This is a genomic window from Pseudocitrobacter sp. 2023LY-00077, assembly GCF_055796175.1.
On sequence record NZ_JBSPEI010000003.1, the window covers coordinates 378,832 to 393,070 of the forward strand.

The 14,239-nt window shown below is 53.1% G+C and carries 17 protein-coding genes and 1 pseudogene; 14 read left to right on the forward strand and 4 right to left on the reverse strand.

Features of this window, described 5'->3' with window-relative positions:
* Positions 1 to 40 precede the first annotated feature (40 nt).
* The 7 genes from ACWWFX_RS06195 to ACWWFX_RS06225 all read left to right on the forward strand — a co-directional run bounded on the left by ACWWFX_RS06195 (position 41) and on the right by ACWWFX_RS06225 (position 3,681).
* Positions 41 to 859: a DUF932 domain-containing protein gene (locus ACWWFX_RS06195; RefSeq protein ID WP_253897185.1), complete on the forward strand. Its 819-nt coding sequence runs from the start codon at positions 41 to 43 to the stop codon at positions 857 to 859.
* Positions 860 to 1,227: 368 nt separating this feature from the next.
* Positions 1,228 to 1,689 (forward strand): antirestriction protein, encoded by a 462-nt coding sequence (locus tag ACWWFX_RS06200; protein ID WP_253897183.1) that lies wholly within the window; start codon positions 1,228 to 1,230, stop codon positions 1,687 to 1,689.
* A gap of 10 nt (positions 1,690 to 1,699) precedes the next feature.
* Entirely contained in the window at positions 1,700 to 2,179 is a 480-nt protein-coding gene (gene radC / locus ACWWFX_RS06205; RefSeq protein WP_253897182.1) for a RadC family protein, read from the forward strand.
* A gap of 10 nt (positions 2,180 to 2,189) precedes the next feature.
* Entirely contained in the window at positions 2,190 to 2,411 is a 222-nt protein-coding gene (locus ACWWFX_RS06210; protein WP_470394088.1) for a DUF987 domain-containing protein, read from the forward strand.
* Between the two features lie 23 nt (positions 2,412 to 2,434).
* A complete protein-coding gene (locus tag ACWWFX_RS06215) occupies positions 2,435 to 2,797 on the forward strand; it encodes a type IV toxin-antitoxin system YeeU family antitoxin (RefSeq protein WP_276219177.1) in 363 nt (120 codons plus the stop codon).
* A 51-nt stretch (positions 2,798 to 2,848) separates the two neighbouring features.
* On the forward strand, positions 2,849 to 3,226 hold the full coding sequence (locus ACWWFX_RS06220) for a TA system toxin CbtA family protein (RefSeq protein WP_253897180.1): 378 nt from the start codon (positions 2,849 to 2,851) through the stop codon (positions 3,224 to 3,226).
* A complete protein-coding gene (locus ACWWFX_RS06225; protein WP_253897179.1) occupies positions 3,223 to 3,681 on the forward strand; it encodes a DUF5983 family protein in 459 nt (152 codons plus the stop codon). Before ACWWFX_RS06220 ends, ACWWFX_RS06225 begins: the two co-directional genes overlap by 4 nt.
* A 600-nt stretch (positions 3,682 to 4,281) precedes the next feature.
* On the opposite strand, the gene pfkA is transcribed toward ACWWFX_RS06225, so the two are convergent.
* The 4 genes from pfkA to ACWWFX_RS06245 form a co-directional block, all read right to left on the reverse strand.
* The gene (gene pfkA, locus ACWWFX_RS06230) at positions 4,282 to 5,244 is read right to left on the reverse strand and encodes a 6-phosphofructokinase (RefSeq protein ID WP_231825884.1); all 963 of its coding nucleotides are present in this window, start codon (positions 5,242 to 5,244) and stop codon (positions 4,282 to 4,284) included.
* A gap of 192 nt (positions 5,245 to 5,436) precedes the next feature.
* A complete protein-coding gene (gene fieF / locus ACWWFX_RS06235) occupies positions 5,437 to 6,330 on the reverse strand; it encodes a CDF family cation-efflux transporter FieF (RefSeq protein WP_189624120.1) in 894 nt (297 codons plus the stop codon).
* A 203-nt stretch (positions 6,331 to 6,533) separates the two neighbouring features.
* The gene (locus tag ACWWFX_RS06240; RefSeq protein WP_473223407.1) at positions 6,534 to 6,782 is read right to left on the reverse strand and encodes an Ogr/Delta-like zinc finger protein; all 249 of its coding nucleotides are present in this window, start codon (positions 6,780 to 6,782) and stop codon (positions 6,534 to 6,536) included.
* Between the two features lie 38 nt (positions 6,783 to 6,820).
* Entirely contained in the window at positions 6,821 to 7,957 is a 1,137-nt protein-coding gene (locus ACWWFX_RS06245) for a phage late control D family protein (protein WP_473223408.1), read from the reverse strand.
* Positions 7,958 to 8,110: 153 nt separating this feature from the next.
* Here ACWWFX_RS06245 and ACWWFX_RS06250 point away from each other — a divergent pair, with 153 nt between their 5' ends.
* The 7 genes and pseudogenes from ACWWFX_RS06250 to ACWWFX_RS06280 form a co-directional block, all read left to right on the forward strand.
* Positions 8,111 to 9,301 carry a phage tail sheath subtilisin-like domain-containing protein gene (locus tag ACWWFX_RS06250; RefSeq protein WP_473223409.1) on the forward strand — a complete coding sequence of 397 codons (1,191 nt, stop codon included), beginning with the start codon at positions 8,111 to 8,113 and terminating at the stop codon, positions 9,299 to 9,301.
* Positions 9,301 to 9,816 carry a phage major tail tube protein gene (locus tag ACWWFX_RS06255; RefSeq protein ID WP_473223410.1) on the forward strand — a complete coding sequence of 172 codons (516 nt, stop codon included), beginning with the start codon at positions 9,301 to 9,303 and terminating at the stop codon, positions 9,814 to 9,816. The genes ACWWFX_RS06250 and ACWWFX_RS06255 overlap by 1 nt, the downstream gene beginning before the upstream one ends.
* Before the next feature lie 48 nt (positions 9,817 to 9,864).
* Complete coding sequence (locus tag ACWWFX_RS06260) at positions 9,865 to 10,176, forward strand: phage tail assembly protein (RefSeq protein WP_473223411.1); 312 nt, start codon at positions 9,865 to 9,867, stop codon at positions 10,174 to 10,176.
* A 20-nt stretch (positions 10,177 to 10,196) separates the two neighbouring features.
* Entirely contained in the window at positions 10,197 to 10,337 is a 141-nt protein-coding gene (locus ACWWFX_RS06265; RefSeq protein WP_032237403.1) for a GpE family phage tail protein, read from the forward strand.
* On the forward strand, positions 10,324 to 13,413 hold the full coding sequence (locus tag ACWWFX_RS06270; RefSeq protein ID WP_473223412.1) for a phage tail tape measure protein: 3,090 nt from the start codon (positions 10,324 to 10,326) through the stop codon (positions 13,411 to 13,413). The genes ACWWFX_RS06265 and ACWWFX_RS06270 overlap by 14 nt, the downstream gene beginning before the upstream one ends.
* Positions 13,414 to 13,427: 14 nt before the next feature.
* The gene (locus ACWWFX_RS06275; protein WP_473223413.1) at positions 13,428 to 13,916 is read left to right on the forward strand and encodes a phage tail protein; all 489 of its coding nucleotides are present in this window, start codon (positions 13,428 to 13,430) and stop codon (positions 13,914 to 13,916) included.
* Positions 13,917 to 14,117: 201 nt separating this feature from the next.
* Positions 14,118 to 14,239 (forward strand): annotated as a pseudogene (locus tag ACWWFX_RS06280) (gp53-like domain-containing protein); the annotation flags it as partial.

The window sequence follows — 14,239 nt, forward strand, 5'->3', positions numbered from 1 at the left end:
GCAGGGCTTTTTCGTTTATGTCATCCATAAAGGTAACCCCATGAAATTAGCCAGCCGTTTTGGTCGTGTGAACCTGATCCGTCGCGACTGTCCCTTAACACACGAAGAACTGATGTTGCACACCCCGAGCGTGTTTGGTGAAAACAAGCATGCCTCCCGCAGCGAGCGGTATGCCTATATCCCCACCATCACCCTGCTGGAGAGCCTCCAGCGCGAAGGTTTTCAGCCGTTCTTTGCCTGTCAGACCCGAGTGCGCGATGCGTCCCGCCGGGAGCACACGAAGCATATGCTGCGCCTGCGCCGTGCCGGGCAAATCACCGGTCAGCAAGTCCCGGAAATTATTCTGCTCAACTCACATGACGGCTCCAGCAGTTATCAGATGCTGCCGGGGCTGTTCCGTAGCGTCTGCTGTAACGGCCTGGTCTGCGGGACGTCCTTTGGTGAAGTACGCGTACCGCATAAAGGCGATGTGGTGGAAAAAGTCATCGAGGGTGCTTATGAGGTACTCGGCGTATTTGACCGGGTGGAGGAGAAGCGAGATGCCATGCAGTCTCTGTTGCTGCCCCCTCCGGCGCAGCAGGCGCTGGCGAAAGCGGCCCTGACGTACCGTTTTGGAGAAGAGCATCAACCGGTCACAGAGACACAGATTCTGGCACCACGCCGCTGGCAGGATGAGCAGAATGACCTGTGGACGGTCTTCAATCGTCTGCAGGAAAACCTGCAGAAAGGCGGGTTATCCGGTCGTTCAGCACAGGGCAAACGCAGCCGGACGCGGGCAGTGAACGGTATCGACGGTGACATAAAGCTCAACCGCGCGCTGTGGGTGATGGCTGAAGAGCTGCAGCAGGCACTGAGCTGATGCCCGTTCTTCCTGAAAATACCCACAAGGCCGGCGTTTATCCGGCTTCCCTGAGCGATACCGCTTTCTGCCGTTCCATCTCCGATGATGACCTCTGTGCCTGGTGCGCATACCTCTGTTACCGGCCTGGCGAACTCAGCTTGTGCAGACTGGCAGATGCCGGTGGCGTATGGCCCTGTCTGAGCGATATCGATGGCTATGCACAATCCTGCCCCCGGTTATGTCTGCTGTTAATGCCAGACTGACGCGCTGCGGTTTCTTTCCGCACATATGCGCATATCTGCTCTTCTCCCCCCTGATTTTCATTATTGCTCGCGCCACCGCCCTTCTCTGAACGGCGTACTCATACTCTTACACAAGGAACACCCATGAACATGAATCATTCATCCGTGACAGCGGACACAGAACAGGTCCCGACCATCACCGCCACGCTGCTGCCTGATGCACAGCGGCTTCATTTCTGGCCGCAACATTTTGGCGGCATTCCACAGTGGATACTGCTGGAGCCCCGCATCTTCGCGTGGATGGACCGGCTTTGTGAGGATTACCACGGCGGCATCTGGAATTTTTACACACTCAGCAACGGCGGCGTGTTTATGGCACCGGAGCCGGATGGAGACACTGGTGATAAATGGACACTGTTCAATGCCATGAATGGCAACAGTGCTGAAATGAGCGCTGAGGCGGCGGGTATCGCGGCCTGTCTGCTGGAGTATAGCCATCATGCCTGCCGTACGGAATGCGACGCCATGACAGAGCACTATTACCGTCTGCGGGACTACGCACTGAACCATCCCGAATGCGACACCATTATGCACATCATCGACTGAGGTCAAAATTATGGAACAACAACTTCCGCTGTTTGCCCGTGAACTGGCCCCCACAGAACAGCAGACGGTCAGGACGGCACTGACCCTGCTGGAGCAACAGTTACGTGAACCCGGGGCGTCATTTACCTCCAGCCATGCCCTTCGCGACTGGCTGCGCCTGCAGCTTGCCACACAGGAGCGCGAAGAGTTTGCTGCGCTCTTCCTCGATAACCAGCACCGGCTGATTGCGCATGAAACGCTGTTCACCGGCACCATCAATCATACACAGGTTCATCCCCGGGAAATTGTAAAAGCCGCCCTGCAGCATAATGCCGCTGCGGTGGTGGTGGTGCATAACCATCCCTCAGGGTATGCAGAGCCCAGTCAGGACGACCGGAATATTACCGGGCGCATCAGTGAAGCCCTGGCGCTGGTTGATATCCGCCTGCTGGACCACATGGTCATCGGCGGGATGGAGATTGTGTCCTTTGCCGAACGCGGCTGGCTGTAGGGGGAAATAAATGAAGATTATCAGCAAGCGTCAGGCCATGGCGATATACCGGCAGCATCCGCAGTCCCGCTTGTTTCGCTTCTGTACCGGCAAATATAAGTGGAGTGGCAGTATATGCCATTACGCCGGTCGCGAGGTACAGGACATCGGTGGTGTGTTGGCCGTCTTCGCTGAACGCCGCCAGGACCGTAACGGCCCGTATGTCGTATTGCGCAGCGTCACACTGAGTTAACACACGTTTAAGGAAGGCTAAAATTGTCGAATAAAATACCGGCAGAAAACCACGATATCACTGAACCCTGGTGGGGACTTAAACGCAGTATCACTCCCTGTTTTGGCGCTCGCCTGGTGCAGGAGGACAACCGGCTGCACTATCTCGCTGACCGCGCCAGTATCACCGGACAGTTCAGCGACGCGGATTTACGCCTTCTCGACCAGGCATTCCCGGTACTGCTCAAACAACTGGAACTCATGCTGGTTTCCGGTGAGCTCAGTCCCCGCCATCAGCACTGTGTCACGTTATACGCAACAGGGCTGACCTGCGAGGCCGACAGCCTCGGCTCGCATGGATACGTGTACGTAGCGATTTACCCGACACCATCTGAAGCAACCGCGTAAACCTTCGCACTATTTTCCCTCGTTTTAACCCGTCAACGAAGAGATCCCACTATGCAAACCCAACCACTATCCTCCACGCAGGAGGATTCGCCACGTCCGACGCCCGTTGAAATCTGGCAGCAACTTCTTGTATATCTGCTGGAACAGCATTATGGCCTTTCACTTAACGACACACCGTTTGGCAACGATGGTGTCATTCCGGAACATATTGACGCAGGCATTTCACTGTGCGACGCGGTGAATTTCATCGTCGAAAAATACGATCTTGTCCGTATCGATCGTCGCAGTTTCAGTGCAGAAACACAGTCCCCACTCATCAGCAGTATTGATATCCTCCGCGCCCGTAAGGACTGTGGACTGATGACGCGTAACGGCTACAGAATGGTAACCGATATCACCACCGGCAAATACAGCGGAGCGACTCAATGAAGCTGTCTCTGACCGTGGAGGCTGATGCCGTCAATATACTAGCCCTCAACATGGGCCGGATCGCTGTTGATATCGACGGTATTGAACTGGCCAACCTGATCGATGTGGTCTGCGATAACGGTTATTCACTTCGCATTGCTGACGCCCCCGGGAAGTTGGTTGTTGAAGATCCTCTGCCACGTGTCGCCCGTCTGAACGGGATCCAGTGTAGCACCGCCCGTATTACCTGTGAGGATAACGCTATCCTTGACCAGGTAACACTTCAACGTCATGACGGCGGCAACTACGACTGGATACTGTATACCGGCTACGGATTTATTCTCAGGCTGAATGCCCGTTTACATCGCGTACTGGAACTAAAGCGACTGGGGTTATCAAAAGCCTGTCGTCGTCTGGTTGTTACGCTTATGCATCGTTATTCCCCCGACATAATCCATTTTGATGCTGCAGGGTAAATGCTGCCCGGATTAGAAATCTTCGACTGGTAACCCACGTATCCTCCTCTGATACGGTTTTCCCGTGCAAGCCTTAACCTCCGAAGAAACCCTGCAAATTCTGTTCGGCTGGCTGCGCGACAATATTTGCAGGGGCACGGAAATAATCTCCAACAACGTCGAAGACAATACCCCACGATAACACTGTTATCCGGTTTAAAGGACAACTGCTCCACTTAAAAACAGCCTAAAGCAATAAGGGGTTGTCATTTTGCTATCATAGAAAACACAGGTCAAAACGTAGCACTGGGTTCCCCCTCTCCCCACAAACAAATCCATTTGGGGGTGCTTATGGGGGTTACTCATTTGCCAAACATAAAATATCATCATTTAATCAATTAATTAACTATCGAATACGACTCCTGTGATCTTCCGCCAAAATGCTCCCTTTTTGCCCTGACTTATCAACCTCGTCTCTTTTCCCCACACCACCATTACTCATAGTGACGCGAAAATTATTCGAACTATCACCGCGCTAAAATTAAGTCAAAAAAAAGCCCTCCCGGAAGGGAAGGCCATTTTATTACGTCGGGCAGTACGCCCTCCGTTAACCCACGCGGATTAGTACAGCATTTTCGCGCAGTCTAACCAGTCACCTTTGAACGGACGCTTCATATTTTCGATAGCGTCGATAATGTCATGGTGAACCAGTTTCTCGTTCTGAATACCGACGCAGCGGCCACCGAAGCCCTGCTGCAGCAGTTCAATGGCGTACGCGCCCATACGGGAAGCCAGAATACGGTCGTAAGGCACCGGGGAGCCGCCGCGCTGGATATGGCCCAGAACGGTTGCACGGGTTTCACGGCCGGTTTCTTTCTCAATGAAATGCGCCAGTTCGTCGATATCGCACATGTGTTCAGTGATGGCGACGATTGCGTGTTTTTTACCTTTCGCGATGCCGGCTTTAATTTCATTCACCAGATCGTCACGGTTGAATTCAACTTCCGGCAGAACCACGAATTCACAACCACCGGCAATCGCTGCCGCCAGGGTCAGGTCACCGCAGTAACGGCCCATGACTTCCACTACGGAGATACGCTGGTGAGAAGAAGAGGTGTCACGCAGACGGTCAATCGCTTCAACCACGGTGCTCAGTGCGGTGAAGAAACCGATGGTGTAGTCAGTGCCTTTGATATCGTTGTCGATGGTGCCCGGCAGGCCGATGCACGGGAAGCCCATTTCGGTCAGACGCATGGCGCCCATGTAGGAGCCGTCACCGCCGATAACGACCAGCGCGTCCAGACCGCGTTTTTTCATGTTTTCGATAGCCACAGCGCGGATATTCTCATCACGGAATTCCGGGAAACGCGCTGAACCGAGGAAGGTACCGCCACGGTTGATCATATCGGAGACGCTGTAACGGTCGAGCTGAACCATACGGTCTTCGTACAGACCAAGATAACCGTCATAGATACCAAAAACTTCCAGACCTTCCGTTAACGCAGCGCGCACAACACCACGAATGGCAGCGTTCATACCCGGCGCATCACCGCCGCTTGTCAACACACCGATTTTCTTAATCATGACTACCTCTGAACTTAGGAATGCTAATAATTAATTCTTCTGCCCGAAGCGCTCCCTGTAGGGAGAGAACGACCTTATTACAGATAGTATATCAAGTGCTTCGTGCTGAATTGATTCAGGTCAGGCCGAATGGCGGTTATTTGAACAAAAAATGCCGATCGACCCCACACTTTTACAACGACTTACGAAAGTTCAAACGCTCCTGCCACCATCCGGGACAACTGAGCACGGATCCTGGTGAATAATCACATCGGATCCGGGGAAGCGACGCAAAATAGCCTGCTCCACCTGTTCGGCAATCACATGTGCCTGAACTAAGGGTAGGTTATCTTCCATTTCCAGATGGATCTGAATAAAGCGGGTCGGCCCTGACTGCCGCGTTCTGAGATCGTGTGCACCGCTTACCCCAGGCCAGGCGGTCACGATGTCGATAATTTCCTGACGTTCTCCGTCGGGTAATGCACGATCCAACAAAGACTGAACCGCCTCATAACCCATACGTAATGCGCTATATAAAATATAGATGCCAATTCCTAAAGCAAACAGCGCATCTGCGCGATGCCAGCCGTACCAGGAGAGCCCCAGAGCGACCAAAATTGCACCGTTCATCATAACATCAGACTGATAATGAAGCATATCCGCCCTTACCGCCTGACTTTGAGTTCTTCGCACCACCCAGCGCTGGAAAGAAACCAGCACTAATGTACTCACCAACGCAACAATCGTCACAATGATGCCAATACCCGGTTTATTCATCACCTGCGGCTGAGCCAGGTGCTGGATGCCGGTTAAGAAAAGAAACAGCGCCGAACCAGAAATAAACATGCTCTGCGCCAGCGCCGCCAGCGATTCTGCTTTGCCGTGACCGAAGGTGTGCTCGTCATCGGCGGGTTGCAGCGAATAACGCACCACCCACAGGTTAGTCAACGATGCCGCAATATCCACCAGGGAATCCACTAACGCCGCCAGAATACTGACGGAACCGGTGTACCACCACGCAAAAATTTTGATCAAAAGTAACACCGAGGCCATCACCGTCGCGGCAAGCGCTGCGCGGCTGATGAGCTGGCCATATGATTGATTCATAAACGCTCCTGCCATTCATTCTGCGGCTAGTATAGCGGAGGCGGTGGCAAAATTTGGGCAAAAAAAACCCCCACATCATGTGGGGGAAGACAGGGATGGTGATTTAAAAACCACCCTAACAAAATGAAATATAAGGATTTATTTCATTAGATGTCCACACATCGTCCACATCGAAAAAAAGCCCCGCGTTTGCGGGGCTTCTATCAAATAGCCAGATTTAGCTGATCGCGTCCGTAGTGAGACGCGGGAAAAACTCCCGCCGGTACGAAGCCGGGGTCTATTTTTTCTCTTCTCTCTCGACTGGTGACAATCTTTTCAACGCTGTTAAGCGTGGTAAATGACAGGCCGCATTCCATATTCTGACACTGGTGATACTGCCTGATGGTTACTTCACTGAGTGGCTTACTGGTGCGAGTGCGGGCCGTAGCGCCGCAATGTGGACATTTGAACATAATGATGACCCCCCACGGGAGTTGAACTCATGACCATTCTATTCAGCTTCTGCGATCCAGTCAGATATTTTTGCTTCAAAGTTAAGCTGTGTAGTAAATCCGTTGCTATCAACATCATGTTGCACCTTGCTGATTATCCAGTCCTGCGCGTCGATGTCAGGCTTAAAGCCGGTTACGGTGGAATGCATCTCCGGGTACAAATCCGCGCGCCCGCGCGCCAGGGTGATCGAGAATTCAGCCGCGCCCCGCTGCAATTGCTGCCACTTTGCAGCCGCCGCCCGCGTTGCCGCCTGCTCATTCTGAAAGGTCTTGCGCATGATATAGACATTACCTTCAGCACCTTCGATGTAATCACCCTCACGGCTGCTGCTCTTATCTGTTTTCTTCGCTGATGCCTTGCGGCGCTTCACGCTTACTTTTTTCTTTTTGCCGAAATCCAGATCCAGCCAGTACGCCCGCACGCCCGTATACGCATCACGATCGGCAACCTTGAATCTGTGCCGGTCGCCGCTGCTGCGCGTGATCTCAATCGACGGTATGGGCTTACCAGATGCGGTAAAGCCACCTCCCGGAACGATAAACAGCAAAGAGCCATTTTTTACCGTCGCAATTGCGCCCAGCATTTCCGCCATTCGGGTCAAAAATGACATGTCACTTTCCTGTGTCTGGTCGGCGTGGTCTATCTCGACATTCATCAATATATCGCTGATTTGCGCTTTCAGGTCGTAGCGCTTAGCGATTGCAGACACAACCCGCTCAACAGTCACATCATGCCAGGACACTTCCCGCTTCACGTTAAACTCTTCGCGGAAATCAGCGCTGCGGGCCGTAACGGTAATGCGGTCAGGCGGCCCGTCATGCGCTACTTCATCAACGGTGTATACACCCTTAAAAATCAGCGCCTCCCCCATCCAGCCCAGCCACAAAGACAACTCAACTCCGCGCCCCGGCAATGCAACATCACCGGCGCTGTCATCCAGCTCCAGTGTCAACTGGTCGGCTTCAAATCCGCGATTGTCGGTGAGGCTTATCGACATGACTCGATCAGCCAGTTCTGTCAGTACTTTGCCGCCCATCTTGATACTGAACTCAGGGCTTTTACACGCCTCTGTCAGTGTGTCGTCGATAGCCGTCGCGGCATTAGAAATGCTGGTGCTTATTGCTGAAATGCTCATGCGCCCTCCTGTATACCAGGATGATTCCACGTGCGCGCGCGATGCAGAATTACTTTTAGTTGTCAGAGAGATACAACAACCCCAATCGCGTGAACGTCGCCGCATAATTCGTAATGATGTTGCCGAACTCAACAAAACATAATGGTGACAAACATGGCTGAGACACGCTTTCACGGTGCTCGGGTCAGGGAAGAAACAGACGTCACGACCGCCATCAATGACATTGATTCCAGCGTCATTGGTGTGATTGCGGTGGCGGACGATGCGGACGAGGACACCTTTCCTCTCAACACCCCGACTTTAATTACCCGTGCTTCATCGGTGCTGGGTAAGGCGGGCAAAACGGGATCGCTGTACAAAACGCTGAAAGCAATTTCAGACCAGTGCAGCCCCAAAATCATTGTAGTACGCGTGGCGGAAGCCGCTGCGGCGGCTGACGGTACTGAAGCGCAGACACAATCACAGTTAATTATTGGCGGCTCGGATGCTGACGGTAATTACACGGGGATGTACGCCCTGCTGACGGCTGAACAAAAAACCGATTACCGCCCGCGCATTTTAATTGTGCCGGAATACGACACTGAAGAAGTCACGTCGCAGCTTTGCGTGATTGCAAAGCAACTTCGCGCCTTTGTGTACGCGGGCTGCAACGGATGCAACACCATTGCTGAAGCACTTGCCTATCGCAAAACCTTTGCGTCACGCGAACTCATGCTGCTATGGCCTAACTTCATTGCGTATAACTCCGTATCTGGTGAGAACGAAGAATTCCCGGCGGCGGCTTATGCTGGGGGTCTTCGTTCGTATATTGACAACCAGTACGGCTGGCATCGCTCGCTCTCTAACATCGCCGTCAGCAACGTTCTTGGGATGTCGAAGGATGTTTTCTGGGCGCTACAGGCTGAAGACAGTGACGCACAGACCCTGAACAATGGCGAGGTTACCACCATCATTAAGCGTAACGGCTTCCGCTTCTGGGGCAACCGTGCCACTGACACCTATGAATTCATTTTTGAGGTGTATACCCGCACGGCTCAAATTTTGGCGGACACCATCGCAGAGGCGCAGTTTGAAACGATTGACGGGCCGCTCACGCCTACCAACGTGAAAGATGTGGTCAGTGCGATTAAGCAGAAACTTAGCGCACTGGTCACGGCGGGCAAATTGCTTGGCGCAGACTGCTGGTTTGACATTGTGGACAACCCAACGACTGACATACGACAGGGTAAGGTTGTTATTCGCTACAACTACACGCCTGTGCCGCCGATGGAAGATCTGACGCTGATCCAGACCTTCACTGATGAATATATTGAGCCTGCGTTTGCGGCACTTGGGGGTGAGTAATGGCTATTCCAGCAAAATTACGGCTTTTTACCTGCTTCGTTAATAGCGTCAACAATATTGGCAAAGTGACTTCTCTCACCCAGCCGAAGCTAACCCGTAAAACTGAAGATTATCAGGGCGGCGGCATGATTGGCTCGGTTGCTGTCGATCTGGGTCTGGATAGCGGCGCACTTGATGCCACGATGGTTGTTGGCGGCCTGGTTAAAGAGCTACTGCTTGAATACGGCGGCGATCTCGATGGCACCCTTTTACGCTTCGTTGGCGAGTATTACACGTCAGGTGAAAGCCAGATTGTTGAAGTGGAAATGCGCGGCAAATTCACTGAGATCGACGGCGGCGAGAGCAAGCAGGGTGAGGACACGTCCGTAACCTACGCCATTAAAAACACCTACTACAAGTTAACGATTGACGACGCGCCGATCTGGGAAATTGATCTGCTGAACTTCGTTTACAAGAAAGACGGTAAAAATATTTATCCATCCCGCGTGACCTCCGCGCTGGGTATGGGTAGCTGATAAACCTTATAGTGCGGCGCTCATGAAGTGCCGCCGGAGACAAAATCAATGAGTGATAAAAACACTGTAACCCTGTCTAAACCAATCATGCGAAATGGTAATGAGATCACCACGATCACGATCACGGATGAAGTGAAACAGGCTGGCTCTCTGCGCGGCCTGCGCCTGGTGAACGTTATGAATATGGACGTTGACAGCATCAGCACGCTGCTAACCCGCTGCACCTCCCCACGCCTCAAACAGGCAGAGATCGAAACTATGGCAACCACTGACTTTGTGTTGTTCTGTGAGGTACTCACGCCTTTTTTAGCGCCGCCGGAGCCTGGCATGAAGAACGAGACGGAGACGGAGAGCGAGTAAACGTCCCGCACTTCGACCTGATCGACGATCTGGTTGCTGATATAGCAGTTATTTTCAACTGGCCGCCCTCAGAGGTTTTCACTATGTCCCTGAGTGAGGTGATAGCCTGGCGTGAGCGGGCGGCTATCCGAAGCGGAAACAGTGAAGATGAAAGACCTTAGTATTCGCGTTGCCTTTAGCGCGATTGATAAACTAACCCGCCCCGTAAATGCCGCCCGTAATTCTGTGGGCGGTTTATCTGAATCCCTCAAAAAAACACAGTCGTCAATTAAAGATCTCGATACGCAATCCCAGGCATTCACCCGCCTTAATGAGCGCGTAAAAAAAACATCGCAACAACTTGCCACCACCCAGCGCGCCTTTGATGGGCTGAACAAGGCCCAGAAAGACGGAGCCACCCTAACCGATGCCCAGCGCGAACGCATGACCGCACTGGCGGCAAAAATTGATCGCCTGAGTGCCAGCCGGTCAAAAGAAACGGCACGACTTCAGCAGGCATCACAGGCTCTACGCGCACACGGCGTTTCACTCGCTGGCGGTGATCGCACCATCCAGAGCGCAATCAGACGCACCGAACAATATAACCAGACGCTTGAGAGAGAGCGACGTCAACTTGCCGCCGTGACAAACGCACGCGCACGCTACGACCGTCTCAGCGCTACGGCTGGCAATCTTCGCACTGGCGGGGCTGTCGCTATTGGTGCAAGTGCTGGCGCAGGCTATGCCGCCGGGCGGTTCCTTGCCCCTGCTGTCGGATTTGATGAGGAAATGTCACGTGTTGGTGCGTTGACGCGCCTGGATAAAGGCGATGAACAACTTGCCGCGATGCGTGCTCAGGCCAAAAAACTTGGCTCAGAGACTGCATTTACCACGCGTGACGCTGCCAGCGGGCAATCGTTCCTGGCAATGGCCGGTTTTACTCCCCAGGCAATTCAGGCGGCATTACCCGGCGTTCTGAACATGGCGCTGGCGGGTGGCATGGAGCTTGGCGAGTCTGCCGATATCGGATCAAATATCCTTTCGCAGTTCAAGCTGTCCTCGGATCAAATGGACAAGGTTGGTGATACGCTGACGGCAACATTTACCCGCTCAAACACCGATTTGCGCTCGCTGGGCGACACCATGAAATACGCGGGGCCAGTTGCCGCCGGGCTGGGGATCAGCCTGGAACAAGCTGCCGCGATGGCGGGGATGCTCGCTAATAACGGTCTGCGTGGGAGTGACGCGGGTACGGCGATGCGCTCCAGCCTCTCCCGCCTCGCGTCACCGCCAAAAGCCGCCGCAAAAGCATTGCAGGAACTCGGCGTATCCGTCGCTGATGCCAACGGGAAAATGCGCCCGATGGAAACCGTATTGAAGGATTTATTCAAAGCGACGCAAAAATATGGCGAGGTTGACCGGGTATCGTTCTTTAAAGACATTGCCGGTGAAGAAGCATTTGTAGGGCTGCAAACGCTGGTACAGGCGGCGGGTTCCGGTGAACTGCAAAAGCTCACTAAAGAACTTCAGGGCGCAGCCGGTGAGTCCGCAACTGTTGCTAAAAAAATGGCGGATAACCTTGGTGGCGATCTGAAAGAACTCGACAGCGCCTGGGAAGCATTCCGCATTCAGATAGAAGAGTTAGCGGATGGTGCATTACGTAAATTAACTCAGGCATTGAGCGGCTCTATAGGGGTGATGACTGAGTGGGCGCGCAACAACCCTCAACTTTCAAAGGCACTACTGGTGACACTCGGAAGCACCCTGGCGCTGACTGCCGGAATTGGTGCAATTTCCCTGGCTGTTGCTTTGCTTTTGGGGCCTCTGGCTAAGTTACAGCTTGGCTTTTCCCTGCTGACAAGTGCGAGCGGGCTGGGCGGAGCTATCCCCCTGTTTACCCGTCTCGGTAGAGTCGTAGCCGGGCCGCTTGGCAGCATTCGTGGCTGGGGCCAGGCATTAAGCATGGTCGCGGGAAGCGCCGGAAAACTTACCGGCATATTATCGCCATTGCGCGGAATACTGGCGGCAGCATTTATATCACCAGGCGCTGCGCTTGGCGGGCTGGTTAAAGGCATCGGCGGCTTGCTTATCAGACTGACCGGCCTCCCCGCCATTATGGGGATTGCATCATCAGCACTTAGCGCATTAGGTGGCGCATTATCTTTACTGTTAAGTCCAATAGGGTTGATCGGTGCGGCATTTATCGCGGCAGGGCTGCTGATCTGGCGGTTCTGGGAACCCATTAAGGCGTTTTTTGCCGGGTTCTTTTCCGGGGTGATGCAGGCGCTTACGCCGCTCCGTGATGCCTTCGGTGGCCTGGCCCCTGTGTTTGGGGTGATTGCAAATGCTGTCTCTCAATTGTGGCAATGGTTCAGCAATCTGTTTACGCCCATGAATGCCAGCAAAGAAACCCTGGATAAATGCGCAAGCGCCGGTGAGACATTCGGCAAAGTACTGGGAACTGTAATCCAGGGGCTAATGCTCCCCTTAACCGGGCTGATGGAAGGTATTGGCTGGATACTGGAAAAACTGGATATCATCCCGGACGGTATTGATGCGGCGCACGCAAAAGCCCAATCACTTGCCAAAGAGCCCGTTGTGTGGGAGTGGGATGACAAGCAGAAAAAGATGGTTAAAAAGGAATGGCACTGGTCTAAAAAAGAGGATAAACCTGCCGCGCCCGTTACCACACCACCTTCCACCATAGTTGGCACCGAGACAGGAACCCAGCGCCGTCTGCAAAAAATTGCTGATAACACTGGCGGGATGCTGGATGAAACCAAAAAACAGCGAATCGGCCCCGGCGATATTGTGTTTAAAAACCTGCCAAAAGCTCTTGCCGTTCATGGTGCCTGGCAAGAAGAACGATCTCTTCCGGGCCAGAAACTAACTCAGCATAACGTTGTATCAAAAATTCCGGTATCAGCGGCGGCAATTACACCTGCTACAAATTGGAACGAACCGACACCCAAAACGCCTGTGAATTTTGAGCAACTAGGGGCAAGGCCAGCGATAGCAACAGCATCTGCACCAATAAAACAGCCGCCTGCAATTCAGGCCGTGGGGCAACCTGTAAGGTCAGATCGCAACAGCCCAGCTTCAAATATCCCTTCATTTGGGGAAATGCACGTGCACGTGCACTTACACGGCAATTTCACAGATAACGCGCGCGATATTGCCCGCATGACTGCTGACGCGGTGCAGGCAGAATTCGATAAGCGCTTCCGCTCCCGTGGCAGATTCAGCGACAGCGAATAAAGAGGATAGAAAATATGATGATGGTATACGGAATGTTTGTCTTTGAATTGAAGACCATTCCACACCAGAAAATGCAGCAGTCTAAAACCTGGCGGCACGTGAAAAACGAACGGATCAACCGCTCTGCAAAATGGCAGTACATAGGCGCAGGGGATGATCAAATTACACTTTCTGGCGTGCTGTACCCACAAATTACCGGCGGCAAAGTTAGTCTTGCCGTACTGGATACACAGGCATATACCGGGCGGCCCTGGCCCCTGATTAGTGGAACAGGTCAGATATTCGGGATGTATGCCCTTACCCAGCTACAGACGACGCGCACGGAGTTTGACAGATACGGAGAGGCAAAAAAAATAGAGTTCACCATCACTTTTCAGCGGGAAGATGAAGATCTCAGGGAAAGCCTCCAGTCGTCGTCTGTTGGCGACCTGCTGAATAACCTACAGAGCACCGCCAGTTCTGCGTATAGCAACGTCAGCGCTGCCGCATCCAGCTTGTTTTAACCCCTCCTGTGCCGCGCCCCTCGCGCGGCCTTACTGCTCACATCATATGCATACCGAAACACAACGCTGAAATGCGGTGTTTTGGTTATTAATTGACGCGCGTATACGGCATTTCTTTATCGAGCAATGTCATTTCTGACCGTGCCAAAGCAAATGGCCAGCACAGTCAGAAGCGGCTATGGGTTTCTATAAAACGTTCGTTTGGGAGAGGCCGCAAAACGGAACGTGGGAACTGGTGCGAATCAGATACCAGATATGTCCTCCTGGACGTTCGGAGTTGGCCTCATTGACACGCCACTGGTTAAGTTTCGATTTGGCTCTGT

What these genes read in the sequence shown, in the direction of transcription:
- ACWWFX_RS06195 (WP_253897185.1), top strand. Translation starts at nt 41, where the DNA reads ATGAAATTAGCCAGCCGTTTTGGTCGTGTGAACCTGATCCGTCGCGAC.
- ACWWFX_RS06200 (WP_253897183.1), top strand. Translation starts at nt 1,228, where the DNA reads ATGAACATGAATCATTCATCCGTGACAGCGGACACAGAACAGGTCCCG.
- radC (WP_253897182.1), top strand. Translation starts at nt 1,700, where the DNA reads ATGGAACAACAACTTCCGCTGTTTGCCCGTGAACTGGCCCCCACAGAA.
- ACWWFX_RS06210 (WP_470394088.1), top strand. Translation starts at nt 2,190, where the DNA reads ATGAAGATTATCAGCAAGCGTCAGGCCATGGCGATATACCGGCAGCAT.
- ACWWFX_RS06220 (WP_253897180.1), top strand. Translation starts at nt 2,849, where the DNA reads ATGCAAACCCAACCACTATCCTCCACGCAGGAGGATTCGCCACGTCCG.
- ACWWFX_RS06225 (WP_253897179.1), top strand. Translation starts at nt 3,223, where the DNA reads ATGAAGCTGTCTCTGACCGTGGAGGCTGATGCCGTCAATATACTAGCC.
- pfkA (WP_231825884.1), bottom strand. Translation starts at nt 5,244, where the DNA reads ATGATTAAGAAAATCGGTGTGTTGACAAGCGGCGGTGATGCGCCGGGT.
- fieF (WP_189624120.1), bottom strand. Translation starts at nt 6,330, where the DNA reads ATGAATCAATCATATGGCCAGCTCATCAGCCGCGCAGCGCTTGCCGCG.
- ACWWFX_RS06240 (WP_473223407.1), bottom strand. Translation starts at nt 6,782, where the DNA reads ATGTTCAAATGTCCACATTGCGGCGCTACGGCCCGCACTCGCACCAGT.
- ACWWFX_RS06245 (WP_473223408.1), bottom strand. Translation starts at nt 7,957, where the DNA reads ATGAGCATTTCAGCAATAAGCACCAGCATTTCTAATGCCGCGACGGCT.
- ACWWFX_RS06250 (WP_473223409.1), top strand. Translation starts at nt 8,111, where the DNA reads ATGGCTGAGACACGCTTTCACGGTGCTCGGGTCAGGGAAGAAACAGAC.
- ACWWFX_RS06255 (WP_473223410.1), top strand. Translation starts at nt 9,301, where the DNA reads ATGGCTATTCCAGCAAAATTACGGCTTTTTACCTGCTTCGTTAATAGC.
- ACWWFX_RS06260 (WP_473223411.1), top strand. Translation starts at nt 9,865, where the DNA reads ATGAGTGATAAAAACACTGTAACCCTGTCTAAACCAATCATGCGAAAT.
- ACWWFX_RS06270 (WP_473223412.1), top strand. Translation starts at nt 10,324, where the DNA reads ATGAAAGACCTTAGTATTCGCGTTGCCTTTAGCGCGATTGATAAACTA.
- ACWWFX_RS06275 (WP_473223413.1), top strand. Translation starts at nt 13,428, where the DNA reads ATGATGATGGTATACGGAATGTTTGTCTTTGAATTGAAGACCATTCCA.